General features: G+C 60.5%; 21 protein-coding genes and 6 pseudogenes. 10 read left to right on the top strand and 17 right to left on the bottom strand.

Annotation, left to right across the window (positions count from 1 at the left end; translation table 11 throughout):
• The 4 genes and pseudogenes from NKH49_RS32315 to NKH49_RS32330 all read left to right on the top strand — a co-directional run.
• Positions 1–518: TCP-1/cpn60 chaperonin family protein (locus NKH49_RS32315; protein ID WP_352929610.1), on the top strand; the 518-nt coding region annotated here is incomplete at its 5' end.
• A 445-nt stretch (positions 519–963) separates the two neighbouring features.
• A complete protein-coding gene (locus NKH49_RS32320) occupies positions 964–1,275 on the top strand; it encodes an ABC transporter permease family protein (protein WP_352642819.1) in 312 nt (103 codons plus the stop codon).
• Positions 1,276–1,951: 676 nt separating this feature from the next.
• Complete coding sequence (locus NKH49_RS32325) at positions 1,952–3,130, top strand: HPP family protein (protein ID WP_352642821.1); 1,179 nt, start codon at positions 1,952–1,954, stop codon at positions 3,128–3,130.
• A gap of 225 nt (positions 3,131–3,355) precedes the next feature.
• Positions 3,356–3,563, top strand: a pseudogene (locus tag NKH49_RS32330) (biotin synthase BioB); the annotation flags it as partial.
• A 519-nt stretch (positions 3,564–4,082) separates the two neighbouring features.
• Here the strand turns inward: NKH49_RS32330 and NKH49_RS32335 are convergent.
• The 8 genes and pseudogenes from NKH49_RS32335 to pdxR form a co-directional block, all read right to left on the bottom strand.
• Positions 4,083–4,379: a phenylalanine--tRNA ligase beta subunit-related protein gene (locus tag NKH49_RS32335; RefSeq protein WP_352929613.1), complete on the bottom strand. Its 297-nt coding sequence runs from the start codon at positions 4,377–4,379 to the stop codon at positions 4,083–4,085.
• Between the two features lie 7 nt (positions 4,380–4,386).
• Positions 4,387–5,739 (bottom strand): annotated as a pseudogene (locus NKH49_RS32340) (trans-sulfuration enzyme family protein).
• A gap of 338 nt (positions 5,740–6,077) precedes the next feature.
• Positions 6,078–6,614, bottom strand: a complete 537-nt coding sequence (locus tag NKH49_RS32345; RefSeq protein ID WP_352642825.1) for an ester cyclase — start codon at positions 6,612–6,614, stop codon at positions 6,078–6,080.
• A complete protein-coding gene (locus tag NKH49_RS32350; RefSeq protein ID WP_352579567.1) occupies positions 6,611–6,733 on the bottom strand; it encodes a hypothetical protein in 123 nt (40 codons plus the stop codon). Before NKH49_RS32350 ends, NKH49_RS32345 begins: the two co-directional genes overlap by 4 nt.
• 99 nt (positions 6,734–6,832) lie before the next feature.
• A pseudogene (locus NKH49_RS32355) lies at positions 6,833–8,277 on the bottom strand (thiamine pyrophosphate-dependent enzyme).
• 50 nt (positions 8,278–8,327) lie between these two features.
• On the bottom strand, positions 8,328–9,278 hold the full coding sequence (locus NKH49_RS32360) for a PDR/VanB family oxidoreductase (protein WP_352929616.1): 951 nt from the start codon (positions 9,276–9,278) through the stop codon (positions 8,328–8,330).
• A 6-nt stretch (positions 9,279–9,284) separates the two neighbouring features.
• Positions 9,285–9,776, bottom strand: coding sequence for an MOSC domain-containing protein (locus NKH49_RS32365; protein WP_352579575.1), 492 nt, complete (start codon positions 9,774–9,776; stop codon positions 9,285–9,287).
• A gap of 158 nt (positions 9,777–9,934) precedes the next feature.
• Positions 9,935–11,431 (bottom strand): MocR-like pyridoxine biosynthesis transcription factor PdxR, encoded by a 1,497-nt coding sequence (gene pdxR / locus NKH49_RS32370; RefSeq protein WP_502899745.1) that lies wholly within the window; start codon positions 11,429–11,431, stop codon positions 9,935–9,937.
• A gap of 82 nt (positions 11,432–11,513) precedes the next feature.
• Here pdxR and NKH49_RS32375 point away from each other — a divergent pair, with 82 nt between their 5' ends.
• From NKH49_RS32375 to NKH49_RS32385, 3 genes are all read left to right on the top strand, one after another.
• A complete protein-coding gene (locus NKH49_RS32375; protein WP_352642831.1) occupies positions 11,514–12,746 on the top strand; it encodes a trans-sulfuration enzyme family protein in 1,233 nt (410 codons plus the stop codon).
• A 52-nt stretch (positions 12,747–12,798) separates the two neighbouring features.
• On the top strand, positions 12,799–13,701 hold the full coding sequence (locus NKH49_RS32380; protein ID WP_352642833.1) for a dihydrodipicolinate synthase family protein: 903 nt from the start codon (positions 12,799–12,801) through the stop codon (positions 13,699–13,701).
• 150 nt (positions 13,702–13,851) lie between these two features.
• Positions 13,852–14,307: an FMN-binding negative transcriptional regulator gene (locus NKH49_RS32385; protein WP_352642842.1), complete on the top strand. Its 456-nt coding sequence runs from the start codon at positions 13,852–13,854 to the stop codon at positions 14,305–14,307.
• A 453-nt stretch (positions 14,308–14,760) separates the two neighbouring features.
• On the opposite strand, the gene NKH49_RS32390 is transcribed toward NKH49_RS32385, so the two are convergent.
• Positions 14,761–15,060, bottom strand: a complete 300-nt coding sequence (locus NKH49_RS32390; RefSeq protein WP_352642844.1) for a recombinase family protein — start codon at positions 15,058–15,060, stop codon at positions 14,761–14,763.
• Between NKH49_RS32390 and NKH49_RS32395 the strand changes: the two are divergent.
• Positions 14,950–15,409, top strand: a pseudogene (locus NKH49_RS32395) (Tn3 family transposase); the annotation flags it as partial. The gene NKH49_RS32390 and the pseudogene NKH49_RS32395 sit on opposite strands and share 111 nt — an antisense overlap.
• Here the strand turns inward: NKH49_RS32395 and NKH49_RS32400 are convergent.
• Positions 15,402–15,740: pseudogene (locus NKH49_RS32400) on the bottom strand (Tn3 family transposase); the annotation flags it as partial. The pseudogenes NKH49_RS32395 and NKH49_RS32400 overlap by 8 nt on opposite strands.
• A 1,498-nt stretch (positions 15,741–17,238) precedes the next feature.
• Here NKH49_RS32400 and NKH49_RS32405 point away from each other — a divergent pair.
• Together NKH49_RS32405 and NKH49_RS32410 are read left to right on the top strand one after the other, a co-directional pair.
• Positions 17,239–18,012 (top strand): MurR/RpiR family transcriptional regulator, encoded by a 774-nt coding sequence (locus NKH49_RS32405; protein ID WP_352529055.1) that lies wholly within the window; start codon positions 17,239–17,241, stop codon positions 18,010–18,012.
• A gap of 844 nt (positions 18,013–18,856) precedes the next feature.
• Positions 18,857–19,105: a DNA -binding domain-containing protein gene (locus tag NKH49_RS32410; protein ID WP_352642848.1), complete on the top strand. Its 249-nt coding sequence runs from the start codon at positions 18,857–18,859 to the stop codon at positions 19,103–19,105.
• Between the two features lie 295 nt (positions 19,106–19,400).
• On the opposite strand, the gene NKH49_RS32415 is transcribed toward NKH49_RS32410, so the two are convergent.
• The 7 genes and pseudogenes from NKH49_RS32415 to NKH49_RS32445 all read right to left on the bottom strand — a co-directional run.
• Positions 19,401–19,994, bottom strand: coding sequence for a hypothetical protein (locus NKH49_RS32415; RefSeq protein WP_352642835.1), 594 nt, complete (start codon positions 19,992–19,994; stop codon positions 19,401–19,403).
• The gene (locus tag NKH49_RS32420; protein ID WP_352529059.1) at positions 19,991–20,671 is read right to left on the bottom strand and encodes a methyltransferase; all 681 of its coding nucleotides are present in this window, start codon (positions 20,669–20,671) and stop codon (positions 19,991–19,993) included. Before NKH49_RS32420 ends, NKH49_RS32415 begins: the two co-directional genes overlap by 4 nt.
• Positions 20,668–21,498, bottom strand: coding sequence for a nucleoside-diphosphate kinase (locus tag NKH49_RS32425; RefSeq protein ID WP_352529061.1), 831 nt, complete (start codon positions 21,496–21,498; stop codon positions 20,668–20,670). Before NKH49_RS32425 ends, NKH49_RS32420 begins: the two co-directional genes overlap by 4 nt.
• The gene (locus NKH49_RS32430) at positions 21,495–22,250 is read right to left on the bottom strand and encodes an amino acid kinase family protein (RefSeq protein ID WP_352529063.1); all 756 of its coding nucleotides are present in this window, start codon (positions 22,248–22,250) and stop codon (positions 21,495–21,497) included. Before NKH49_RS32430 ends, NKH49_RS32425 begins: the two co-directional genes overlap by 4 nt.
• Before the next feature lie 36 nt (positions 22,251–22,286).
• Positions 22,287–23,555 (bottom strand): DegT/DnrJ/EryC1/StrS family aminotransferase, encoded by a 1,269-nt coding sequence (locus NKH49_RS32435; protein ID WP_352642838.1) that lies wholly within the window; start codon positions 23,553–23,555, stop codon positions 22,287–22,289.
• A 458-nt stretch (positions 23,556–24,013) separates the two neighbouring features.
• On the bottom strand, positions 24,014–24,613 hold the full coding sequence (locus tag NKH49_RS32440) for a transposase (protein ID WP_352642840.1): 600 nt from the start codon (positions 24,611–24,613) through the stop codon (positions 24,014–24,016).
• Positions 24,562–24,868 (bottom strand): annotated as a pseudogene (locus NKH49_RS32445) (hypothetical protein); the annotation flags it as partial. The gene NKH49_RS32440 and the pseudogene NKH49_RS32445, both read right to left, overlap by 52 nt.

Below are 24,868 nucleotides of genomic sequence, written 5' to 3' on the forward strand. Positions count from 1 at the left end.
GCGTCGGCGGTGCGACCGAAGTGGAAGTCAAGGAAAAGAAGGACCGCGTCGATGACGCCCTCAACGCGACCCGCGCGGCCGTCGAAGAAGGCATCGTTCCCGGGGGCGGCGTCGCCCTGCTGCGCGCTTCGCTGGCCATCACCGTCACCGGCGCCAACTCCGACCAGACCGCGGGCATCAGCATCGTGCGTCGCGCGCTGCAGGCTCCGGCCCGCCAGATCGCGGCCAACGCCGGTGCGGAAGCATCGATCGTTGCCGGCAAGATCCTTGAGAACAAGGGCCCGACGTTCGGCTTCAACGCCCAGACCGGCGAATATGGCGACATGATCGCCATGGGTATCGTCGATCCGGTCAAAGTTGTGCGCACGGCTCTGCAGGACGCGGCCTCGGTCGCCGGCCTGCTGGTCACCACCGAAGCTATGATCGCCGAGGCTCCGAAGAAGGAGTCGGCTGGCGGCGGCATGCCGGCCGGTATGCCCGGCGGTGGCATGGGCGGCATGGGCGGTATGGATTTCTAATCCAGCCCCCTATCAACCTACAGCGGAAAGGGCGGCAGCAATGCCGCCCTTTTTTGTGTGCCGAGCATCGACAGCTTTAGACGTGCAAGTCCTCTACCCAGCCTGATGGCGGCGAAGCGCAACGGCGTCGTCGTGAGACGCGTCTGGCCGTGTCCTTTCGTTCAGCCGCTGGTCGAAACTCACGATGATCGTGCTGCCTTCCGCCGTACCGTCGATCTTTACAGGGCTGCGAGAAGGCCTTCAACGGCTGGCAGACCCTGGTTGCGGTAGAACTCATCGCATCGTTCGAAGGGCTCCGATACCTGATGGCCTATGGTCGTCAGCTCTTTCAATTGGAACCTCGTTCTTTCGGCCATGATCGTGGTCGGCCTGACCGGATTGGTGATCCACGGCCTGCTCACGCTTGCCTGAAACCATCTGCAACGCTGGCGTCCGGAGACCCACGATGAGCCTGATCACGATTGCAGGTCGGGATAGGCTGTCGCACGGCGCTTCCATCGCACCGCCGCCCTTCCGCTCCATCGGCCGACATCTGCGGCCGCTTGCGGTGCCGATGGCGATGCTCGCGATTTGGGAGTTGCTCGCCCATGCCGGCGCTGCTGACCCACGTTTTCTACCGCGGCTGGGAGAGGTGGCGGCCCGCGGCATGGCAGAGTTCAGCCGAGGTGGCCTCGGCTCCAATCTTCTGGCGAGCCTGGAACGTGACCTGATCGGTTTCGTGTGTGGCAGTGTGGCGGAATCGCGCTTGGTCTGGTGATCGGATTTTCCCGCCTCATCGAACGCCTGAGAGGCTCATGGTCGCGGTTGTATTACCGCTATTACGTGACCTGATCACGTTGACGATGCCAGCACCTTCATTGGCCACTTTCTGGACCATGTACGTCACATCAGGCTCCTCCGCCCGATCGACACGAGCCGGCTCTGTAACCAAGCCGCCGTCATATGGCGGTTCCAGGACGGCACTGGCGGCAGTCGTCTTCTCAGCGGCTACAGGTGGACGTTTCAGCATGACGCGAACGAATCCGATGGTGGCAAGGACAGGCAGACCAAGCACCGCGTAGAAGCCGTACTCCGCTGGAGTGCGCCTCGGAAGTGGAGCGACAAGGGCCTGATTTGTCTTGCCGTGCCGACATTGTCAGCACGCTTTTCGAAGCCTCTGAATTTCTTGTGTCCATCCCAGCTCGACTTCCGACCATCCCCATTTCCGGCTGCCTGCGGCACGGTAGCCCTTGGCCTCTTGCTGCGCTCGAGCGGATCAGCGTGTCGTCCGCCTCCTCTGGCTGATCAAAATGTTTGCACCCATTTGGGAATGGCCGCTTCGCGCAAAAGTATTCCCCCGTGAGCCGACTTTCCGAATTGGCTTAACTTCCAAATCTGTGGCTTTGCCTGCATTGCGGACCGCGGAGTTCCGACCACTCGCCCAAGGGTATGCCATGGCGTTTCGTCTCTTTGTTCCGATCCTTGCCGGTGCAACGCTGCGCGAGCGGCTGCTCGCCTGCATCGGGGCCATGATCGGCATCGCATTGACTGGCGTGATCAGTGCGCTGGCGAACGGGTCTGGCCCACATGTCGCACTGCTGGTTGCTCCAATGGGAGCATCGGCCGTGCTGCTCTTTGCCGTGCCTTCAAGCCCGCTGGCGCAACCTTGGTCGATTATCGGTGGCAATACGATTTCGGCGCTGGTCGGGGTGATCGTGGCGCATTTCGTGCATGAACCCGTTCTTGCTACCGGCATTGCGGTGGCGCTGGCCATCGCCGCCATGTCGTTCACGCGCTGCCTGCATCCGCCGGGTGGCGCCGCCGCCTTAACTGCGGTGTTCGGCGGACCGGCCGTCTTCAGCTCGGGCTTACTGTTTCCCTTCGTTCCGGTAGCGCTGAACTCGATCGTGCTGGTCGCACTCGGCTACGGCATCCATAAACTGTCGCGGCGCAACTATCCGCATGTGGCGGCCCCCGCGCTTAAAAGCGCGCATGGAACCATCGATCCGCCCGCGCGGGAGCGGGTCGGCTTCCAGCCCGAGGATATCGATGCCGCGCTCGGCGCGCTGGAGGAAACCTTCGATATCGACCGCAACGATCTTGAGCGGCTGCTACGGCAGGTCGAGTTGCAGGCGATGGTGCGCTCCCACCGGACCCTGCTGTGCGAGGACATCATGTCGCGCGATGTGATTTCGGTCGATGAACATGCGCCTGCCGACCAGGCGCGTCATTTGCTGCTCGATCACAACATCCGGACGCTGCCGGTGACCGACGCCGAGGGCGGGCTGGTCGGTGTAGTTGGCCTGCGCGAGATGACGAAGGCGACCGACACGGTGAGGGCTGTGATGTCGAAGGCTAGCACCGCCTCTCCCGATACGCCGGCGATGAGCCTGCTGCCGGTGCTCACTGACGGCCGCAGCCATGCCGCGGTCATCGTCGATGCCGAGCGACGCATTATTGGGCTGATCACCCAGACCGACCTGCTGGCAGCGGCAGCGCGCGTGCACATGGCCGACACAACGCTGGCAGCGGCACAAAATAGTTCCGCTGCTCAATCCGGGAACCCGATGGGGCGCCGGGATAGCGGTATTAAGTGCGGCCTTCCGCCTAAGACAATTCCTTTTTACGAGTAGATCAATCCTGAAACGCGACCGCGCGCTCACGCATCTGGTTCACGCAGGCCAAGTACGACTGCAATAACGGACACTCTTCAACCTTGGGGTGGCCAGAGCCAGTCCGCTATGTCGACGAAAGGCGCGGACTACAAGTGGGTCAAGTGTCCTTTCCGATCGTCGTCACAGCAAACACCCTTACGGCAGAACCGGAGGAACAGCATGGACATGCAAACAGCCAGTTCAATGCAGACATCGCCACAGGCTCAATCCCCTGACCCTGGAGCGTGGACTCTGGAGAAGGCTCAGGCACTTCACGATGCCCCTTCAAAATCTCCTCTTCCTTGCGCAAACCGTGCACCGCCAGAATTTCGATCCCAACAAGGTCCAGCTCAGCCGGCTTCTCAGCATCAAGACAGGCGGCTGCCCGGAGGATTGCGGCTATTGCAGCCAGCGTATCAGAGGGCATCGCGATAAAAGTACGCCAAACAACGCTAAGGAGAACAAACGGTGATCTGATTTCGTTCGACGCTCGTTTTCGAGAGCCGCTCTGGGTCGTTCGCAATCAACTGTGTAGGCCAGCCGAGCGAGCAAGGAGCGCCAGATCTGGACAGGGCTGAGTGGGGTGTTTTTCCCGAAAGGTGGGGGCCATGCCCTAAGGGACACGAGATGTAGTGGACTCGTCGATCCGCGCGGTTTCGATTCGCGCACCCGGGCACAACGCTTGGATAAGTCCCATCAAATGCTCTCCGGTGCCCGTCATCTGTATAGCTGACATTGGGCCGAGGGCTTCCAGCACGAGCCACATGGCGCGGGTATCGACCGTGACCCATGGTGCGCCGCCCCTGCCGCCAGTTCCAGCGGCGGCACGTGACACCGGAATCATCGCACCAGATGACTTCGCCCGGTTGGGGATGCTCGGTTACCATTTCACCTTGCTCGATCGTGTCGAATGGCTCCGCTCCCTTCGCAATTAAAAGTCTCGGGACCCCTGGTAGAGATCGAGATCTTCCCCGCCAATCGGAACGCCATGCAACACGCTGACGGCATTGTAGGCATCAACCAGTGGGGAAATCCGCGGGAGAGAGCCATCTTTCCGCACCCGCTTGAGAAGCGCGGCGGCCGAGCACGGCGTTCGATTGGCTTTTGTGCCGAAAGCCTCGTAGGCAACGGCCCACGCCGCAAGATGCGCGTCCCTTTGGGCGTCATCGCGAAGCGCGGCCTGTTCCGCCGCCGCAATCGTGTCGTTCAACGCCTGTGCATCCGGCACGTCGATTTCAGCGTTCCGCACCACAATCCTGATCAGATGAAAATCCGGGTAGCGGGCCTTGATCTCGGGGGCAATCAATGGGCGGGAAAGACATGGGATGCTCTTTTCTCATGGGGAGGCTTTGCGCTGGCGGTCGTTCGGGAGATGTATGAAGAAGGGTGCTTGTCGAGCGTCCAGATCTTCTGGCATCGGCGTGGTGCATGCCGCACCATGCGCTGGATAATTCCATCATTCGGCCGTGGACAAGGCCTGGTAGAGATCGACGATTATGTTGCGGGTGCTCGAGCCCGACCGAGATGCGCAGCAACCCCGCCGGAGCAATCGACTTTGGTCCTTCTACAGAGGCCCGATGCTCCATCAGCGAATGCGTGCCTCCAAGGCTCGTGGCCCGCACCACAAGATTGAGCCGCCCAGCGACCGTCATGGCTGCCTCGGCGCCGCCTCGAACGATGAAGGAAAGCATGGCACCGTAGCCAGACATCTGCCGCCCGGCCAACTCATGGCCCGGGTCATCGGGCAGGCCCGGAAAGAGAACACTTTCGACTGCCGGATGTTTGCCCAGCGCTTCGGCGACTTTCTGGGCGCCGTCACAGTGGGCTCGCATGCGAACCGGCAAAGACTGCAGCCCACGAAGTGCCAGCCAGCAGTCGAAGGGAGCCGCGACGCTTCCCTTGTGCCGCTGGATCATGCGCAGGGGGCGTTCCAGAGACGCGGCGTCCGGCAAGACGACGACCCCAGCCATCATATCGGAATGGCCACCTATGTATTTCGTTGCCGAATGCATCACGGCATCGGCCTCCAATTCGAACGGGCGCTGGAGGACGGGCGTCGCCCAGGTGTTGTCAACCACCGCAATCGCACCGGCCTCGTGCGCTTTGTCGCAAGCCGCCCGGATATCCACGACACGGATGAGCGGGTTCGAGGGGGTCTCGATCCACACGAGGCCCGTGGGGGCGGCACCCACGGCCGTGCGCAGCGCGTCCAGGTCGCGCATGTCGACGGCGACGAAGTCGAACCGGCTTCCGATATCGGTTTCGTCAATCAGCGATCGGATGCCGAAATACATGTCGTCCGGCACGACAATACGATTGCCCTTGCGGGGGTGCGCCTCGAACACCGCCGTAATGGCGGCCATGCCAGACTAGAAGGCGACAGCGGCGTGACCTCCTTCAAGCGCGGCCATCGCCGTTTCGAACGCGTTCCGCGTCGGGTTGGCATCCCTGATATATTCATGGCCCGACGGGTAGCCACCGTCCGCACTCCGTTCGAAGGTCGTACTGGGATGGAACGGGATCGTGACGGCGCCGGTGAAAGGATCGACACCCCGACCCGCATGTATCGCTTTGGTTTCGAGTTGCATGGAGCACCTCCTTAGGTGGATCTGAGATGGAAGACGGCAGGAATGGCCAAAAGCAGACCGATTCCCTGTGTCATTGAAGGCCGCTCGCGCAGAACCTTAATGGCCAGCACGATCGTCGCGACCGGATAGAGCGAGGCGACGGCCGCGGTTTCGGCCAATCCTCGGTGGCGAAAGCCACCATCAGCAACAGGTTTGCAATTCCATCGAGAAGGCTGGCCACGGCGGCAATGCTGAGGCCGCGCGGGCAAGACGCGTGGCTTCGGCACCCCGGGCGGCGAAACCGCCAAGAAAGTCGCCCGCACCGAATGCGACGGCAGCGAGACCCGCAGCCATCACTCTCATGCGTGGAACACCGCAGGATGCGTGGGGCAAATCGCGGATGCGTGTCGACCCGCCCCATTGCGGGCCGTGGTTCCTGCTAAACGGCAATTGCTCCACAGACGATGAGCCGGCGCATCTTCATCGATCCCTGGGTTTGATGACGCGGTTGAAGGGTCCGCCCCGGTCGACGCCGCGCGGAACTCCGGTTGCTCGTGCGCGATGCCGTCGATCCGGCTGATCAGCCCGTGAATGTCGCCCAGCACCCAGAGGTCTCTCACCTTGCCGTCCTCGAATGTGAAGATCGGCATGCCGTACCACCACACGTGCCGACCGGTGGGCGCGCGACCGAACAGCGGACGGCGATGGATTCCGTGGAAGCGGAGCTTCGCCGAGACCCGATTTCCCTCCTCGATCATTTCCAGGATGTCGGATGTGTAGTGATCGAGAGAGCTTGTCACCCATCTGACATAGTCAGCGAACCCACTGTGCCCCACGAGAACCGGGCCGAGCGACCCGCGGAAAGTGAACCCCTCATGAAAGATTGCCGGGATCAAGTCGACGGCCGCGTGATCCCAATGTCCTTGTAGAACACCCGGACGATCTCCTTCTGCGGGCTGAGCTCGATGTCATCGAACGTCATCACCTTCTCGTGCTCATCGGGCGCGATACTCATGAATGCCTCCTTTTGCCGCTTGATATCGAGCGTTCGAACCGGAACGCCTGTGGAACCAGCCGATCCGCTACCGGCCACGGACCATCCGGTAGCTCATGGTCAGGGCAGCGCCTTCCGGTAGCGAATAGCCGGTCCCGCACTGACCGCCTGTGCCGCATGTACGATGGCGTTGGTGTCTAGGCCGTGGTGACGGTAGAGGTCCGCAATCGTGCCGGTCTGACCAAAGTGCTCGACCCCAAGCGCCTTGACGCGATGCCCGTTCACGCCGCCGATCCACGCAAGCGTCGCCGGGTGACCATCAATTGCGGTAACGATCCCGCAATCTCGCGACAGCGGCGCCAGCATCCGCTCGACGTGGCTAAGGGCGCCGGTCATTCCGCGCTGGCGGGCACGCTCCGCTGCCTGCCAGCCCGCGTTCAGCCGGTCGGCTGACGTGATTGCCATCAGCCCGACGTCGCGCCGGTCCTCTGCCAGAAGCCCCGTCGCTGCAATCGCCTCCGGCGCGACAACGCCTTGATAAGCGATCACCACGCTGGCGTTCGGCCCAGGCGGTCGCAGCCAATAGGCGCCATTGACGATATCCCGTGCCAGGTCCGGCCTCATGTCGCGCAGCGGCTGCTCGAGCGGCCGGGTGGACAAGCGCAGATAGACCGACCCTCCGGTCTGATCACGCAGCCATGTCGTCTCGTCCGGATCTCCTTCGCCGTTGCGCTGCATGTAATCGAACGCGAAGCGCATGATCACGGACAGCTCGTCGACGAAGGCCGGTTCGAAGGCGCAAAGCCCATCCTGCGCCATGCCGATCAGCGGGGTGCCGATCGATTGGTGCGCCCCGCCCTCCGGCGCCAGCGTCACGCCGGAGGGCGTGGCGACCAGCATGAAACGCGCGTCCTGGTAGCAGGCATAATTCAGTTGATCGGCGGAACGATAGATGAACGGGTCGTAGACCGTCCGCCCTCCCGGATCACGGCGTCGAGCGACTGGCGGTTGTAGTCCACGATCCACCAGCAGTTCCGTAGCCCGTGCTTCCAGCCCTCGATCAGGGCTTCGTAGATGTTGCCCTCGTCCATTTCGGCATCGCCGATCAGGCTGATCATCCGACCCTCGGGGCGGCCCTTCATCCAGCCATGGGCCGAGACGTAGTCCTGCACCAGCGAGGAAAACAGCGTCTGCGCGACGCCGAGACCCACCGACCCGGTCGAGAAATCGACATCGTCGATGTCTTTGGTCCGTGAAGGGTAGCTTTGGGCGCCCTTGTAGCCGCGAAAGTTCATGAGCTTTTCACGGGTCTGGTTGCCGGCGAGATACTGGAGTGCGTGGAAGATCGGCGCCGCGTGAGGTTTGACCGCCACCCGGTCCTGCGGGCGCAGCACCGATCCGTAGAGTGCAGTCATGATCGTGCTCAGGGAGGCTGAAGAAGCCTGATGGCCGCCGACCTTGATCTCATCTCCCTCGCGGACGTGGTTGGCGTGGTGGATCGTCCAGGCTGCGAGCCAGGAAGCGCAGCGCTCGATCTCGTTCAAATATGCAAGTTTCGTCATCATTCACTTCCCCGAAAATCAGCGGTCGGACCGATGCCTCCCAGAGTAGATCGTCAAAGATCGAGCTTCAGCACGCCCGTCGCGCGTGACACGCAGGGGATGAAGCGATGGCCGCGTGCGTCTTTGGACAGGACGGAATCCCGATGGATCGGCTGTCCACTAAGCATAACGCATTCGCAGGTCCCGCAAACCCCGTTCTCGCATGAGGCCAGTAAGGGCACCCCGGCGGCGCGCAGAGCCGCGAGCGCCGTGGTCTGCGCCGAAACCTCAACCATCCTGCCCTCACGGAGTTCTATGACGAATGGTTCCGGTGGTGCGCCATCAAAGTCGGGAGGCTGGAAAGTTTCGAAATGAACCGTGCCCTCAGGCCAGTGTTCAGCCGCCCGCCCCACGGCGGCCATGAATCCGGGCGGTCCGCAATAGTAAACCTGTGCCTCGGCCAAACGGTTCGCCAGCAGCGCGGCGATGTCCTGCCGGGTCGCCGTCTCGTCGTCGAAATGGAGCCGAACATTGCCGCCAGGAAGATCGCCCTCGATCACCGGCAAGAGTGGCGTGAGCGCCCGGCTGCGGGTGAAATAGTGCAACTCGAAGGGCTTGGCCTGCCGGGTGAGCGCGCGCGCCATGGCCAGAACCGGGGTGATCCCGATCCCCCCTGCCAGCAGCAAAGTCGGCCCCTCGCCTGGCTTGAGCGCAAAATGGTTGTGTGGCGCGGAGACAGGCAGTGTGGAGCCGACGGCAATGGTTTCGTGGATCCACGCCGAGCCGCCACGGCCGTCATTCTCGCGCTTCACCGCGATGGTGTAGCGGCTGAGCTCGGTCGGGTCGCCGCAAAGAGAATACTGACGCACCTTCCCTTCAGGCAGATGGACATCGACGTGAGAACCCGCCTCGAACGGCGGCAGCACAGGTTTGCGCGGGTGTTTGAGGCCGATGACCAGTACTTCCCCCGGCTCCTTGCGGACAGCGGTCACGGTCAGCTTCATGACGATGCGGGGCGAGGCCATGGCGTTTCACTCGTCGATGGGCAAGATCAGATCACCGGGGCGGATCACGCCCCCGACCTCGATTGCGCAGTTCAGGCCGGAGCGGTTCAGAAGCCCGTCGTAGAGACCCGGAAGCCCCAGCAACTCCTCGATATACTTGCACGGGACATTCATCCGGGCGGCTCTAAGGATCGTTTCCCCGACCCGGAAGCGTTTGCCGACAAGATGGCCTAGCGGAGCGCCTCGTGTCGTCAGATTGCGCCGGTGATCTTCGGGCGCAAGCTTGGCCTTGAAGCCCGGTATCCTGGGTTCGCCCTGCGCGATGGCTTCCAGAACTTCAGCTTCGATCAGCGTCACCTCGCGAACGTCGGGACGCGCCGAATAGGTCCCCGCCCCCAGGTAGTAGCGATCTCCGACAATGCCTTGGCCGGCAATAAGCTGCGCCTCCGCTAGCTCCTCCATTTCATAGGAGGCAGCAGGCGCGATATGGATATGAAGCAGCTTTCCTAGCCAGGTCATCATCGCTCTCGGAAATTCGTCTCGTGGAAACCTGCTGCAAAACTGGCCTGATCAATAGCGCCAGTTGCATGGCGTTTTCCCGGTCCAGTTGGCTGTTGCAAAGAAATACGGGGCCCCCTCGGACCGTTTTCAGCGCCTGCTTTCGACCTCCCCCTGTCTCAGTTGTTCCGCGCCGGCATCGCGTCTTGCACCTGCTTGACAACCTCTCGCAGGACCTCAACGCCCTTCCCGATCTGCCTAATGCTCAAGGCGGCATATCCCATGACAAGACCGACGCGATCCGCGCGGCCTTCGTCCGATGGCTGTTCGTATAGCGGCGAGATCAGGTGTAGCCCCAAGCCCGCACGTCGGGCGGCTTCGACCAGTGCCGGTTCCTGCGATCGTGGCAGGTCTTTGAACCAAACGGCGACGTGCAGACCGGCCTCTGCTCCCTGGACAGCGATGCGATCTCCGAAGCTGCGCCGCAAGGCGCCCAACAACGTCTCCCGACGCTCGCCGTTCAGCCTGCGCACACGCCGCACATGGCTTTCGTAGCCGCCACTCTCGATCAAGGAGGCCAGAGCCTCCTGTTCAGCCACCGGCGAATGCCGGTCCGCGAATTGTTTGGCGGTAGCGAAGACCTCCTGCAATTCCGTCGGGACGACGAGATAGCCGATACGCAGCATCGGCGAGAGCGTTTTGGAGATCGTGCCGAGGTAGATGACAGCCCCGTGGTCTTGAAGACTGTGCAGCGGAGGGACCGGATTGATGTCGTAACGATATTCGCTGTCGTAGTCGTCCTCGATCACATAGGCGTTGTTATGCCGCGCCCATTCCAGAAGCTGGTGGCGGCGCGCGATCGGCATGACGCCGCCCAGCGGAAACTGATGCGATGGCGTGACATAGGCCAGTCGTGCCCCGATCCCCGCCAGCAATTCCGTCTTCATCCCGTCCTCGTCGACGGTGACCGGGACGGCCGAGGCACCCGTACTGGCAAAGACCTGACGCGCCATCCTGTAGCACGGGTCCTCGATGACGAAGCGGTCGGCGGCATCGAGAAGCAGGCGAGCGCACAGATCGAGGCCCTGCTGCGAACCGTTGACGATGATGATCTGCTCGAGGTCGCAGTTCAGGGTTCGGGCGCGCCAGAGATAGCCCTGGAGCGCCTGGCGCAGCCGGCGCGAGCCACGAGGATCGTCATAGGCAAGACGCAACGGCCGCTGCCCCATCGCCTCGTTCATCGCACGTTTCCAGACCAATGCGGGGAAGTCTGACGGCGCCAGGTCGCCATAGCGGAAATCGACCTTCAGCCCGGTCGGCAGATAATCCGGCCAGGGCGGCGTGACGCGCAGTCGTTCGCCATAGGCGGACAGATGAACCGGGCCGACTCGCTTCGCGACAGTGCGGCTCGTCTCAGGACCGATCAGCGAGGATGCAACGCGAGGTCGTGCGCCTTGACGGACTTCGATGAAACCTTCCGCAGCCAGTTGCTCATAGGCGACCGTCACCGTCGTTCGCGAAACCCCAAGGTCATTTGCGAGGCCTCGGGAGGACGGCAGCTGACTGCCGGTTTCGTAGACGCCGCCGAGGATTTGCTCGCGAAGGGCCTCGTATATCTGGCGTGCACCCATCGCGTGCAAGCGCTCTGCAGAACCGGCACTTGAAGACTGGACCATTTCATTCATCGCTAACTGGATATTTCACATTGGCCAGTTTGCCGTCAATCTTTCGGAAACCCAAGAAAGATCTAGAGGCCGAATGACCCGTTCCTATCAATCCGAAACCGATGCTCTCACGCGGTCGCTCCACGACACCGGTCCCGGATTCGCCACTCGGGCGATCCATCATGGCTACGATCCGGCCGGCTTTTCCAATGCCGTTCAGCCGCCAGTCTTCTTGACCTCGACCTATGGATTCGAAAGCGTGGCAGCGAACGAGGCCGCCGCCGCGCTTGGCGGAAGGCTCTATGCGCGCGAATACAATCCGACGACGGAGATCCTAGAACAACGGCTTGCCAATCTGGAAGGAGCCGAGGCAGGTCTGGTCGTTGCCTCGGGGATGGCGGCTTTCGGGACGCTGATCCTGTCGCTCCTGTCCCAAGGGGATGAACTCATCGTCCACAGGACACTTTATGCGAACACGCTTGCCATGGTCGAACAGGCGGTCCCCCGCTTCGGCATCAAGGTCGTCGCGGTGGACCTGTCCGATCCTCAAAATCTCGATGCCGCGATTACCGAGCGGACCCGGCTTGTTTTCTTCGAGACGCCGGTGAATCCGCTGAGCCGCATCTGCGACATCGCTGCCATTGCCGAGCGCGCCCACGCGCGCGGTGTAAAGGTTGCAGTCGACAGCACCTTCGCCTCCCCCGCGCTCCAGCGGCCGCTCGAACATGGGGCAGACCTCGTGCTCTACTCGCTGACCAAATACATCAATGGGCACGGCGATGCCCTTGGCGGGGCGATTCTCGGCGACGCGCAAACGCTCCGCACGCTGCACGAAACGGGCCTGCGCTACATCACCGGCGCAGCGCTCTCGCCCATGTCAGCCTTCCTGATCCTGCGCGGTCTGAAGACGCTCACGCTGCGCATGGAACGGCACAGCGCCACTGCCCTTGCGGTGGCTCAGGCGCTCGAGGCGCACCCGGCGGTGGCATGGGTGAGTTATCCCTTCCTCGACTCGCACCCTGATCAGGTGACGGCGCGAAAGCAGATGTCCCAAGGGTCCGGCATGTTGGCCTTTGGCCTCCACGCTGGGTTCGAGGGCGCGCGGCGGATGATGGACCGGCTCAACCTGATCACCCGGGCTGTCAGCCTCGGCGATGCCGACAGTCTCATCTATCATCCGGCAAGCCTGACCCGTGCTCGTCAGCCGATCCGCAAGGATGCGCATCTGGCCGATGGAGTCGGCGAGGACCTCATGCGTCTCTCGGTGGGCCTTGAAGACGCCGATGACCTAATCGCCGACCTGCGGCGGGCTCTGGACGCCTTGTGATGACCTGTCGTCCGGCCAGTCCTGCGCTCACGCACAAACCTGGAGCCTTGCCATGGCATTCCTGAGCGGTCTTTCTGCGTTTCCCATCACGCCCGCCGATCGTGACGGCCGCGTCGATACCGTTGCTCTGCGCAGGCTGATTGCTCGGCTTGGCGCCGCTCAGGTCGACTCCATCGGTCTTCTCGGCAGCACCGGCACCTACATGTATCTGTCGCGCGAGGAACGGCGACGGACGCTCGCCGAGACCTTGGACGAAATCGCCGGGCGAACGCCGGTCGTGGTGGGTGTGGGCGCGTTGCGCACCGATGAAGCAGTGAGGTTCGCGCAGGACGCCAAGGCCCTTGGAGCTGCCGCGGGGCTGCTTGCGGCCGCCTCCTACACCCCGCTCACTGAGGACGAGGTGTTCGAACATTTCTCGACGGTGGCGTGCGAGAGCGGCCTGCCGATCGTCGTCTACGACAATCCAGGAACGACGCATTTCCATTTCACCCCAGCACTCGTCAGCCGCCTGGCAAAGGTGGGTGGGATTGTCGCTATCAAGAATCCGACAGACAAGGGCGATGCGATCAAGAGCCATCTGGCCGACCAGAGGCGCACTGTGCCGGAAGGGTTCTCGATCGGCTACAGCGGCGACTGGAACGCTGCAGAGGCCATGATCGCCGGCGCCGACACATGGTACAGCGTCCTCGCCGGCATCCTGCCCGAGGTCTGCGTGAAGATCGTCACGGCGGCGCAACAGGGCGATGCGGCCGAAGCGCGACGGATCGATGCCACGCTTGCGCCGCTCTGGAGCCTCTTCAAGGAGTTCTCGAGCCTTCGCGTCGTCTATGCACTTGCCGAATTGCTCGACATTTGCCGTGCCGACCCCCCGCGTCCCATCCTGCCTCTGCCCTCAGCAGCGAAGCGCCAGATCGCCGCCGCGTTGGAACGCTTGCCATCGGATACCAGCCGGTGAACAGCGAACCCGGCGGCCAGTGAAAGGAACTGTCATGTATTTACCCGCTCATTTCGATGAACCGAGCCGAGAAGTCCTTTACGAACTGATCGAGAACAACGCACTCGGCGTTCTGATAACCATGGCTGGAGCGGTCTCGACGCCGATCACATCCCTTTCGAACTCGACACCTCACAGGGAGAAAACGGTACCCTTCGCTGCCACGTCGCACGCAACAATCCAGTTTGGCAGGACGTGGCGACCGGCGATGAGGTGCTCGTGGTGTTCCGCGCCGCCGACGCCTACATTTCGCCGCGGTGGTATCCGAGCAAGCAGGAGTTCCACAAGCAGGTGCCGACCTGGAACTACCTCGTCGCACATGCATATGGACGGATCACAATCCACGACGACGAACGCTATGTCCGCCGCAATGTCGCCAAACTGACTCACAGGCACGAGGCGACTGAGCCTGTCCCATGGAAGATGGGTAACGCACCGAAGGACTTCATCGACACTATAGTCAAGGCGATCATCGGCCTGGAGATCGAGATCACCCGCCTTGTAGGCAAAGCCAAGCTCAGCCAGAACAGGAGGCACGTGATATCTGCAATGCCGGCGAAATGCTGAACGCCCAAGGCGACCGGCGCGTCGGTCAGGCGATGCTTGCAGCCGCCCGCCGGAAGCCCGAACAAGGCTGAAGAGCGTGGCCCATCGCACTTTGATGAATGTCAGCAAAGCTTGCCCTACTGGATGGTACTGCGAAAAGGCGAACGATAAGCGCCTGGCACACGAAATTGCACGCCGCCTTCCAGAGACCGGTCCAGCCGACCCAGCAACGTCAGCCTTCCAGGCGTAGCGGTCGGCCCAATTGAGCAGTCAACGACGAAAACGGGTCACGCTTTGCCCTTGAAGTTCCAAGAGCGAGAGTTTGCAAAGCGTCGGAAGTGCTCACTACGCTGGCCGACTGATGCCCAGTCGCCTCATTTCGGCGATAGACGGTCGATCGGCCGAGACCCCGTGCCTCGCAGCTTCGGTCGGCGACATGTTGGCCTTGATCAGCTTGATGGCGGCCTCGACCTTTTACATGTCGAGCGGTTGCCGACCGGGTTGTCTGGCTTTCGCCCGTGCTGCAGCCACGCCATCTTTCGTGCGCTCGGAAATCAGCCGTCGCTCGAAATGAGCGATCGCACCGAATACACGGAACACGAGCTCGCCTGCGGCTGAGGATGTATCGATCTTCTCTTCCAGACTGAGCAGGTCGATCTGGCGTTCGCCTCGACGCTGATCGAGGCCTTGGAATTCAAAGGCGGGCGGAGAAGCGCCCGCACGATCGCCGGAATCCGTATGCTCCGCGAACTGAAGAGATCGGGCAAACGCGATGTTCCGCCCGATGCGCCGATGCCGTTCAAGAAGGACTGGCGCAAGCTGGTGATCGGCCCGGATGGCAAGATCAATGGCCCGCTCTATGAAACGGCAATGCTCGCCCATTTGCGCAACAAGCTGCGTTCTGGGGACGTGTGGGTGGAACGGTCTTCCGCGTACCGCCGTTTCGACAGCTATCTCTTGCCCGAGCCGGTGGCCGCACCGATCGTTTCGAAACTTGGGTTGCCGTCAGCCGCCGCTCGATTGGCGGCTGAAAAAGTTTGCGCACCGCCTCAAGCGGAACAAGCTCGACGGCGTGCGCCTGGTTGAAGATCGATTGCAGATTTCTCCTGCCAAAACCACGGCTCTTCGCGGACGTAGGCATCCTGCGTCCAGACGAGTTGGTCGCAGGTGACTCCTTGACTTGCGGCAGCCATGCGGGCCAGGCCGAGATTCGTGGCATCGGCAAGGATGGTGGCCAACAGTGCGCTCTCGTTGGGACAGTTTTCGCCGGTGCGCAGATTGGTGAACGCCGTCATGAAGCCTGTTTCGCGGGCGACTTCGTGCAGAAGTTCGGTGATGCGAATGCGTGGCATCATGGCCGAGCCGGTCGGCGAGCGCTTCGGCATCGGCGGGACCGTGGTTTTGGCAGGAGAAATCTGCAAGCGATCTTCAACCAGGCGCACGCCGTCGAGCTTGTTCCGCCGGGCAGCCGATGCGTCTCAAGGAACTGGCTGTCGCATTCGGCAAGGCAACGTCGCGGTGCTCGGCGGCGTCTCGTCGGCCTTCATGCTGCTCGCATGTCCCCTTTTCAATGTGGGAAGTCGCGGGTCGCCTGTTGATCCAGGCCGGCGCCACGGCCCTGCACAAGGCCAAACCGGCGTGCTGCTTGGCGGTCAGTTGAACAGGTGTTCTCCCAGTTGCGCGGTACGAACCTGGTTCTGCGGAATCGGGCGGTGTGATCTTCAAGCAGCTCAAGCGGCTCGGCGCATGCTGCGACTGGTCGCGCGAGCAGAGGCAGAAGACGCTCAGCCATGCTCAACGATATGCCATTGCGGGACCGCTCGGCGATACCGGCAATTCAAGCGGTCGCGTGCCGCAGGCCTCCATCCCTCAACTGGGCTCATCAAGGGAAGCACAGCCGCCGCACGCCGGTGGCGGCGGGGCGATCTTGGGCGCCTCGGCGCTGCAGCCAGGTCGTTCAACAACAGTTTGCGTAGGTGCCGATAGGGCGTCCTCTTTACTCCGAAGATGCATCCCTTATCGAGGGTCTCAGGGCGGCACTCGTCGACCGGGGGAACAAAGAGGTAAGACGATCCGACTGTTTCGCCGCGTGGGCGGAGAAGAATTCGTCCTGGTGTTGCCAAACACATTAGCTGCTGCAGCGGAGCTGATCATCGCAAGGATGCTCAACTGTGTTCGCAACTCACGGCCGCTCAGGGAGAAGTTAGAATTTGGATACACCTTCTCGGCTGGAGTCGCTACTGCTCGCGCGGGCGACACCACCACCGAGATATGCTGGCTCGGGCTGATACGGCTCTCTATTCCGCCAAGATGGCGGGGCGCAATCGCATCCATCTTGCAGCTTGAACCAATCTGCGCCGATACTGCGTTACATAGGTGAAGAACGCCAAGGTGGGTTCGTCTTCGTAGCCGTGGGAGTGGCTCAGACCCAGTCAATCGTAAGAGTGCACAAGACCTAAAGCGCTAGGACCAACGGAGGGCTCAGCGGAGCAGGTTGGCCCCCGAAAGGTGCGACTCCGGCCTCGTCCGGGGGACTTGCGCCGCTGGAGAATGCGATGTTGGTCGATCTGGCTGCCACACAGCGGGCCACCTTGGCTGGCTTACACAAACTTTGCCATCAGGTCGGCATGAACCTGTGCTCCAGCTGGAATGCCTGTACCAGAAATTCGCGGACACCGATGGAGAATCCGGTTTTTGGGTCGGAACGCCGTTGTCGTCGGAATCCGCACTGACATCTAAAGCGTGGTGCTCGGAATGGCTGCCGCCGCGAACGAAGCAGGCCGGAAATCCGGCATCGAACTTGTCTTTGATCTGCGTCAATGCACCTGCAGCAGACTCGAGTTATTCAGGGGATTTCCCTTGCCTTCGGGTAGGGGAGTTGAGTTCCAATTGAATCGAACACCTTAGGACAGTATGCAAGAGCCCCGACAGACACAGCAATCACTGCTAGACATGATCCATGATGTAATCAATACGGCCCCGAATGCGCTCGCACGTATAGCTCTGTATATTGAGCAAGATCCGAAGGCTGTTCTAACGATGTCCATCGCCGACCTAGCGCACGACACCGCAACTGGGCCTGCTTCAATAATAAGATTTTGCCGAAGGCTGGGACTCTCGGGATTCCGCGAGTTTAAGATTGCGCTCAGCGGCGACATTGAGCGGGTAACGCTGATTGAGCTGGCTGAACGCGCCGCACCAGAAGATATAGACGTAGCACCGGGGGTCGCCGCTCTCAGTACTGCTTTACAAAGCTCAATTGCCGCGTCCGCTCGAGGTTTTGACGATCTTCAAATTACTGGGCTTGCCAACCGCGTCCGAGCGGCCCGTCGCGTCGAAGTGTTTGGCGCGGGGCCGTCTTCAGTCTGCGCTGATATTTTGGCCATGCGGCTGATCTGGCTAGGGTTTCCGGCGCATTCCTCGGGGTCCGCCACCATGTCTCACGCTCTTGCGCGGAGACTTGGCTCGTCGGGCCTTGCTCTTGGCGTTTCCTCGCTTGGCCACACTGAGGAAACCAGGGCTTTTCTGGCAATTGCGCGCAAAACCGGAGCATATACGATTGCCATTACGACCCGCGCGGACTGCCCGATCGCTCAGACTGCCGACGAGGCGGTCTTGTTTACCTCGGCTGGAGCTTGGCCACAGTCCGGGTCGGCGATGCATGTTCCGCCTGTAGTATTGCTGAGCGAATATCTCTGCCAGTGTCTGCAGGTGAGGGAAGTTTGAACGCCTGACTAGGCCAATCCGGCCAGTTTCGACGCCATACCCGAATCTCACCTTGGGCACGTGCTCGAGCCAGAGGCGGCGAACATGAACCGCCGCGTTTCCTGCGAAGGGCGAGCCGCGCCACCTGGTGCTTGCTGCCAGCCCCCAGCACCGGAGATGAGATCAGGCAAGGGGGACGAGCGTGAGTAAACTCGACGAGCACCCGCCGCAACAGACATTTTAGCCTATTTGGCAAGCCACGGCCTAGCCGGAACGGTGCTGGGTCCAGACGGTATCATCAGCGCAATAGCTCGAGGATGCGAAGCGACCACTTTGTTGATCGTGCCGTGGCTCGAAAGAGGGTGTCAACTGCTGTCGGGCCTTTTCGATTGCCGGCAATCTGCGCATTTCGCAAAAGCCGGACAGGGGTGGGGTACACTCCAGGGCTGTGTCCGGGAATTGCCGAAACACGCAGGCAATCTGCACTATGGGTCGGCGAGTCAAGCAGCGGGGATTGGTCAAGCCCCGTCGTCATGACGCGGATCAAAAGACGATTTTGAGCTGATTCCGAGTTCGCGGGAGCGGTTGCGCAGGACCGACTACGCTTCTCATCCCGTTGGAGGTTTCTTACGAAGCCCTGTCCGAGCAGTCCTCGAAAACAGATGTGCAGCCGCATGGTATTGAGCCTTTTGCGATTCCTTTCTAACCTGGGCCTGATTTGCCCCGCAGATGCGCACATCGCCTCGAGCGGGGGCTTGCGGACCTTGATCGGGACCTCGTCTTGGAGACGATGTTTCCTCTCCGCTTAGCCCGCGTGTCGAAGGAAATTCTCGACTTCCGATTCTTACTTCCGGAGCCCGATGTGATGGTGAAATACCCAGACGTTGAACCAGGCCTTAAAGAGGAAGTCCCTTGGTCCGACAGCCTGACCACCTACGATAGGGAGCACTTCAGGACCTATCTAAGGTTTGTCGATGCATCTGCCGACAACGCCAGCTATGAGGAGATGGCTCAGATCATCCTCGGCATCGATCCGGTGGAAGAACCGGAGCGCGCGCGGAAAGCCGCGCGAAGCAATCTCGAGAGAGCGAAATGGATGGCGACCGCAGGTTAGAGGGAATTGTTCGCCGACTGAGCCGAACAGGCGGCAACACCCTGCTCTTGTCAACGGCAGATATGATCACGCGTAAGGGAAGAGGCGACGCAAAAGGGAGCGCCCCAATCTGGCGAAGCCGGAGGCTTGCGGAAAGCCGGAAAGCCAATGAATGGTTCGGTGAGCGACATGATGGATGAAGGTTCCGCTATCGGATCAAGCCGTGGACGAAGTTCTCTCGTCCGTCAGGAGTTCTGTCAGAGCGGCCCAGCAGACCTCATGTGCCGACCTTTAGGTTCACATGTATAGTCTTAGTCTAGTCTATGAAAGATCGTTCCGTGACTGGCCAAATGTGGTCAGATATCCATTTGTGCGGGCAAGAAGATTGGATTTGACCCGTGTCCTCCGAGCCCTGGACTAGCGCGGAAATCATAGCAACCAATTTGTCCCGGCTGATTTCGGGAGCCATTAAGGCGGAATGATCCAGCAGTGCAAGCAGATCATCCCGATGCTTCGAATGATGGTCCTCCAAGTACATCTCAATCTTTCGCGCGATGACGTCCGCGAAGCTCGCCCGTGTCCCAAGAAGCGGATCATCAACTAACGCCGTTGGTCGTTCCTCTTCGAGAACCCAATTCAGCGCCAAGGTCCCGTTCGACCTCAAAAACACGATCTCCAACTCCGCGCCGGCAGGTCGCTGTGAAGCGATGGAGAACCCGGCGTACGCCAGAGCCCTTGTATCCTTGTCCACAGCTTCCGTAAATGCGTCCAAATTGACATGATGAATGTCAACATCACTCGGCACACGATGGATGAATTGCGAAAGGACGCTGCTGCCGGCCACCCAACTATCTTTACACCGATTGGGCGAAATAGCGACAAATCCAGTGTGCATCAGGTCGGAAATCATATCCTTATATCCTTCTTGGATATTGAGAACAGCCTGTAAACTACCTTCACGTGGGGATAGGTTCCGGACCGCAGCATCACAGTTGTGAGATCATTCGAAGCCGCAATGTGTTCAAGGAGATCGTCACGGGCATTAGTCCCGAATCCTAGAACGATACGACCTGTTTTTGTAAGGAAATTTGGGCCTTCCGACAAAAAGCGCTTGAGCAAATTATACCCTGGATCAATCGCGCCACATTCGATGTCATCCACATACTTGTAGTCTTCTGCAGCGAAGTTCGACGGGTAATTCCAAAATACAATGTCGAATCTCCTGCGACGGGGGATGTTTGTGAATAAATCGCTTTCGATAGCTTCCACGTTCTTGATGCCGTTTCTTTTCGCATTCTCCAATGTGTTCGCGACCGCCCTCTGGTTGATGTCGCAAGCTACTAACGACCGCGCACCACTTTTTGCCAACAGAAGGCCGGGAAGACCGAAGCCGCAGCCGATTTCCAATATGGTCTTCCCGGCGAATGGGGGGAAATTCTCGCTGATCCAACGCCAACCCTCGAAACTCTCAGGAGGAAAAACCCCTTCCAGTACGATCAGATCAAGCCCGAATTCCTGCAAATGGCGCGGAAAGTTGCCTTGTTGGCTTGTCCGAAGCATTGTCCTGATACTATCGAGTTCGCTCATATGTGCTCCCCCAGATGGATACGGTAGTCGTCGCTACCTGATTCAGGCTCGACGGCATCGACGGTTCGCTTCAGCAGGGAATGCCAAAGAGGCATTGAAAACAGACCGGCCTCAAGAACGAGGCGATCCCAAGATGAGCGGACAGACGCATGCTGAACAATACCTTCTAGACCGGCTCGATCCCCCTGAAGGTACCGGTGGACGGCCGTTGTCAGGCCCCTCTTTGATGCGAGTAGGAGTGCTTTGCCGTAACTTGATCTCGCGTGAGCAAAGGCGCTACCATCACCCCCATTGTCCGGCATCGGCACAGATCCCCTGTCGCCAAGAACGTGTAACAACATCTGGAAAGATGAATGGGCGATTTGGCCGGTATCGAGGGAATTCCAAGCGGCTACTTCGTTGCCCAAGAATTGGCGCCGAAGTATTGTCAGCTCGGCCTGCATTACTTCTGGACTGTCGCTCACATGGAGGAGGTTCGTCACGGGATTGTCGCAAAAAAAGAGACTACGTACGGTGCCGCTTCTAGCATGGGCCGGCTGTGTATTACCCTTTAGTCCTTGCGATAGGTGCAGCGCATTAGGTCCGCTCCAGATTGTGGCGCAAACCGGACGCATGTCGAACAAGTCCAGCACCAATGGCCAATGGTTCCCGCCGGTGGAATGTGTCAGGGTATAAAAGGCATCGATCGATCTACGATTGTGGATTGAAAAGAATCGCTCCGCGAGTTCCAAGCCGGTTCGCCTGCGAATAAACTCGTCGAGCAGCCACGTGATTCCGGAGCGAGCGACTTCTGGGCCATAAACTACTAGCGCCGTGGAGGGCATCATGCCGCCCCCCCCAGATCCTCGGTTCCGATATACGCTTTCCTGCTTCCGACGGTGATATTGGTCGCTTTAACGCGCTTCCCTTCGAGCCAATCGGAGAGACGAGAAGAATGACGAGCGTTAATCACCACGCCGGGGAGGCGTTTCTGTGCCATGAACTGGACCGCGCACGCGTCAACCGACGTGTGGCCGAGAAGGACAAGATCTTGAGCAGCGATCTGCTCTATAAGTGCAGCGGGATCTTCGGTTGCTCCACCACGATACACGCCATCAACATCTGTCAAAATCACCAGCCGTGGTGCCCCGGTGAGCCAAGCGACCCACGCGGCAACGGCGTCGGATGTAACATCCCAACTCCATTCCACTGGATCAGCTGCAAACAGCAAACGGGAAGGTAGCAGGACTGGAATCTTTCCGACTCTCGCGAGAGTTCGGCACTCACCTAGGCTGGCCGATGGAACAAGCTTGGAAGAGAAGGCGGCGTCCGCAAGCAAATACCCCGTTTGGTCCTGTGCTAGCGCACACGCATGATGCGCCGTAGACGACTCCAATGGCTTGGCCGCATCAATCATTTCAATTGCTTTGTCTGGGATGCCGCCGCCCGGAACAAGTAGTATTCGATGGCCGTCACCGGCGAGACGCTCAAGTTCAGCCAGTGCAAGCTTACACACCGCAAGATCACGCATGATGCTCCCGCCGAATTTCACAACAATTGAAAAGCCATATGGCAGAAAGCCCTTTATTAAGCTGTCCATCGTCTCGCCCTCCTGCCCTCTGGCCAAACACACGATCTAAGGGAATTTTGAGGTTAGATTTGGAAGCGCTGCCCAGACCTTTTGAAATGCGGCTGCGTACAATTTCATCACTTCTGCGCCGTTTGGCGGAGCGATCTCCGACACGCAAAACATAGTGTTCAGTAGCATCATCGTGTTTGGGAAATCGGTCCTTGACCATCTTTTGCTGACATCCGGGAGATAGTCAAAAACGGGCTTCGTCAGCCAAACCATGACCGGAACTCCCTCGGCTTGAAGGAGCTTAACGATGAAATCCCTGGCCGAAGGGCCAGCTAGAAAACCGAGCTTTTCCGGCTCAAGACGCAGCGGGAGACTAAGCATTGATTGTTGATCAACTGCTGGATCGAAAAGAGGCAGAAGCCCTGAGAGATGGCCAATTTCCTGCCAGAGGAACATTGCGTTGCTTCGCCTCTTTTTGAGCTGCCGGTCTAGGCGCTTGAGCCTGTGATTGGCTATAGCAGCAGAGAATACGTTGGGTCGGTAATTGTAGCCTTTCGAACTCGGGGAGAAAATTCTAGCTCCACATCGCGACGAGCTTGTCAGCGAAACCTTATCGACATGGTGAATCAGAGCAGGGTCCCTTGTCAGAACAAACCCAAGCTCACCCGCTCCGAGGTGTTTGGCCCCATTTCCTGAAAGAGCAAGTGCGTCGGTCTCTAAGTAAGATCCATTGACAATGTTTTTCGCAACGCCAATCGATTGACAAACATCGTCAATAATGGCCACGTCACTCGCTCGCGCAGCCAGCCTAAGATCCGGAACCAAAATGTTATTTCCGAACAGATGAGTTATGAGCACCACCGCGTCGCCGGGCTCGATGAGAGCGGCCGCCATCTTCTGATCAACTCCCGCAAGGTTTGGCTCTACATCGACAAACACCGGCTCGAGTCCGCTGATCGCGATGGGGCCGACGGCTCCTGGCCAGTTCAAAGCCGAGGTGACAGCTCGGCGGCCTCGATTCCGGTAGTAGTCGAGGGCCACGTGAATAGCGGCTGTGCCGCTTCCAACAGCGCGCACAGTCCAGTTGCCCGACCACTCCGCTAGGCGCTTTTCGAGCTCAGTGACAATAGGGTGATTAACTCGATGATATTTGCCGCTTTTGACAACACTGGCGAGCGCCTTCAGATGCTTGCGTTTGGCGGCTGGCCAAGGGACAACTCGCCCGGCCGGCACTGTAGGAATCCCTCCGAAGAGGGCGAGAGAAGTGTCGTTCTGGTGAATGCGCGTTGCATTTGCTTCCGAGACTAAGCTTCCATGCTTGTTCATATAGTCCTCCAGACGCCAACCTCATCGTGGTGTCGGCCATCGGCCACTCGCGAATGCAGAGCCGAACCAACCCACCTTTCGATCGCTTTTACGCGTCCGAGCGGAGGCTCGGCCCACGGCGGAACGCTCAAGAGCTGAGAGTTCGCCCCTGAGAGGAAAACCGGGTGCCGTGACACCCTCGGCACGTTGAGTTCAGAAAGGCGGCTTCAAACTCGTGACCGGCGTTGTGGTGAGAATTATCCTCACAAGGATCCGTATCAGATCTGACATGCTGTCTGCTTTCCTTCATTTCATCCGTTGCGTTTCGCACCACAGGAAGCTATTCGGCAGCTTCCCTTGCTTTGTACCCGGGCAGCTCAAAACTCGTGCCACCTTGACTGGCTCTGTCCCAAAGTTGGTACTCTCGGCGAAGTCAGCACTTCGGGCTCGACTGGTGGAGAGGGCCGTTGATTTTCTATTCAACCGACCCGAGGGGTATTGCCGCTCTCGTCCGGCGACCCCGTGAGGCCGGCGTAGCGCGCCACGGCGCGGCGGTCGCGCAGCTTGCGCGACAGCATCTCGTTGACCAGCATGTCGGCGGTCTCGACGCCGATGCCGATGATCCGCGCGAGCAGGCGAACCATCGCGTGCGGGCCGTTCGCCGCAGCCGGAGCCGCCGCCAGCCGGCGCAGGCGCTCCTGTTCGATGGCGCGGATCTGCGCGCGCACGAGGTTGAGCCGCTCAAGGAAGCGGTAGAGCTCGGCGCGGGTGTTGTCCGGCAGCGGCGTTCCCTCCGCCGTTCGGATGGTCTCCAGCCTGTCCGCCGCCTGGCGCAGGCTCAGCCGGAAGCTGCGGACGCCGAAGCGGGCGAGGATCGCCTTGATGCGGTTGATGAGCCGCGTCTGCTCGCCGACCAGGGTCCCCCGCTCGCGGTTCGGCCGCCGCGCGTCCTCCTCTTCGAGTGTCGGGATTGCCGCCATGGAGCAATGGCGCTTCTCGCCACGCAGCCAGCCGAGAAAAGCGCGCATCAAAAGCTCGGTGTCGAGACGATCGGTCTTGGCGCGCTGGTGCTCGCGCACACCGGAACGCTTGAGGGATGGATGGCATAGGCCTCGATGCCGTGCGCCCGCAACCAGCGCGCCAGCCAGAAGCCGTCGCCGGCCGCCTCGTAGGCGACGGCGATCCGCTGGACCGTGTGCCCGGCCCGGCCGGCTTCGTCGCGCCACCCCCGGCGAGGGGTAAAAAGATGGGGGGGCCCCGGCTGGAAATAATTTTGACGCGGGGGCGTGTGACATGGGATAAAAGCCGCGCCCCGCCACAAAGCCCTGGGGAGT

Source organism: Mesorhizobium sp. M1088 (assembly GCF_040318575.1).
GTDB lineage: Bacteria > Pseudomonadota > Alphaproteobacteria > Rhizobiales > Rhizobiaceae > Mesorhizobium.

Coding starts and splice junctions, on each gene's coding strand:
- NKH49_RS32320 (WP_352642819.1), top strand. CDS start 964: ATGAGCCTGATCACGATTGCAGGTCGGGATAGGCTGTCGCACGGCGCT.
- NKH49_RS32325 (WP_352642821.1), top strand. CDS start 1,952: ATGGCGTTTCGTCTCTTTGTTCCGATCCTTGCCGGTGCAACGCTGCGC.
- NKH49_RS32350 (WP_352579567.1), bottom strand. CDS start 6,733: ATGAGTATCGCGCCCGATGAGCACGAGAAGGTGATGACGTTCGATGAC.
- NKH49_RS32360 (WP_352929616.1), bottom strand. CDS start 9,278: ATGGCCTCGCCCCGCATCGTCATGAAGCTGACCGTGACCGCTGTCCGC.
- NKH49_RS32365 (WP_352579575.1), bottom strand. CDS start 9,776: ATGACCTGGCTAGGAAAGCTGCTTCATATCCATATCGCGCCTGCTGCC.
- pdxR (WP_502899745.1), bottom strand. CDS start 11,431: ATGGTCCAGTCTTCAAGTGCCGGTTCTGCAGAGCGCTTGCACGCGATG.
- NKH49_RS32375 (WP_352642831.1), top strand. CDS start 11,514: ATGACCCGTTCCTATCAATCCGAAACCGATGCTCTCACGCGGTCGCTC.
- NKH49_RS32380 (WP_352642833.1), top strand. CDS start 12,799: ATGGCATTCCTGAGCGGTCTTTCTGCGTTTCCCATCACGCCCGCCGAT.
- NKH49_RS32405 (WP_352529055.1), top strand. CDS start 17,239: ATGATCCATGATGTAATCAATACGGCCCCGAATGCGCTCGCACGTATA.
- NKH49_RS32410 (WP_352642848.1), top strand. CDS start 18,857: ATGGTGAAATACCCAGACGTTGAACCAGGCCTTAAAGAGGAAGTCCCT.
- NKH49_RS32415 (WP_352642835.1), bottom strand. CDS start 19,994: ATGATTTCCGACCTGATGCACACTGGATTTGTCGCTATTTCGCCCAAT.
- NKH49_RS32420 (WP_352529059.1), bottom strand. CDS start 20,671: ATGAGCGAACTCGATAGTATCAGGACAATGCTTCGGACAAGCCAACAA.
- NKH49_RS32425 (WP_352529061.1), bottom strand. CDS start 21,498: ATGATGCCCTCCACGGCGCTAGTAGTTTATGGCCCAGAAGTCGCTCGC.
- NKH49_RS32430 (WP_352529063.1), bottom strand. CDS start 22,250: ATGGACAGCTTAATAAAGGGCTTTCTGCCATATGGCTTTTCAATTGTT.
- NKH49_RS32435 (WP_352642838.1), bottom strand. CDS start 23,555: ATGAACAAGCATGGAAGCTTAGTCTCGGAAGCAAATGCAACGCGCATT.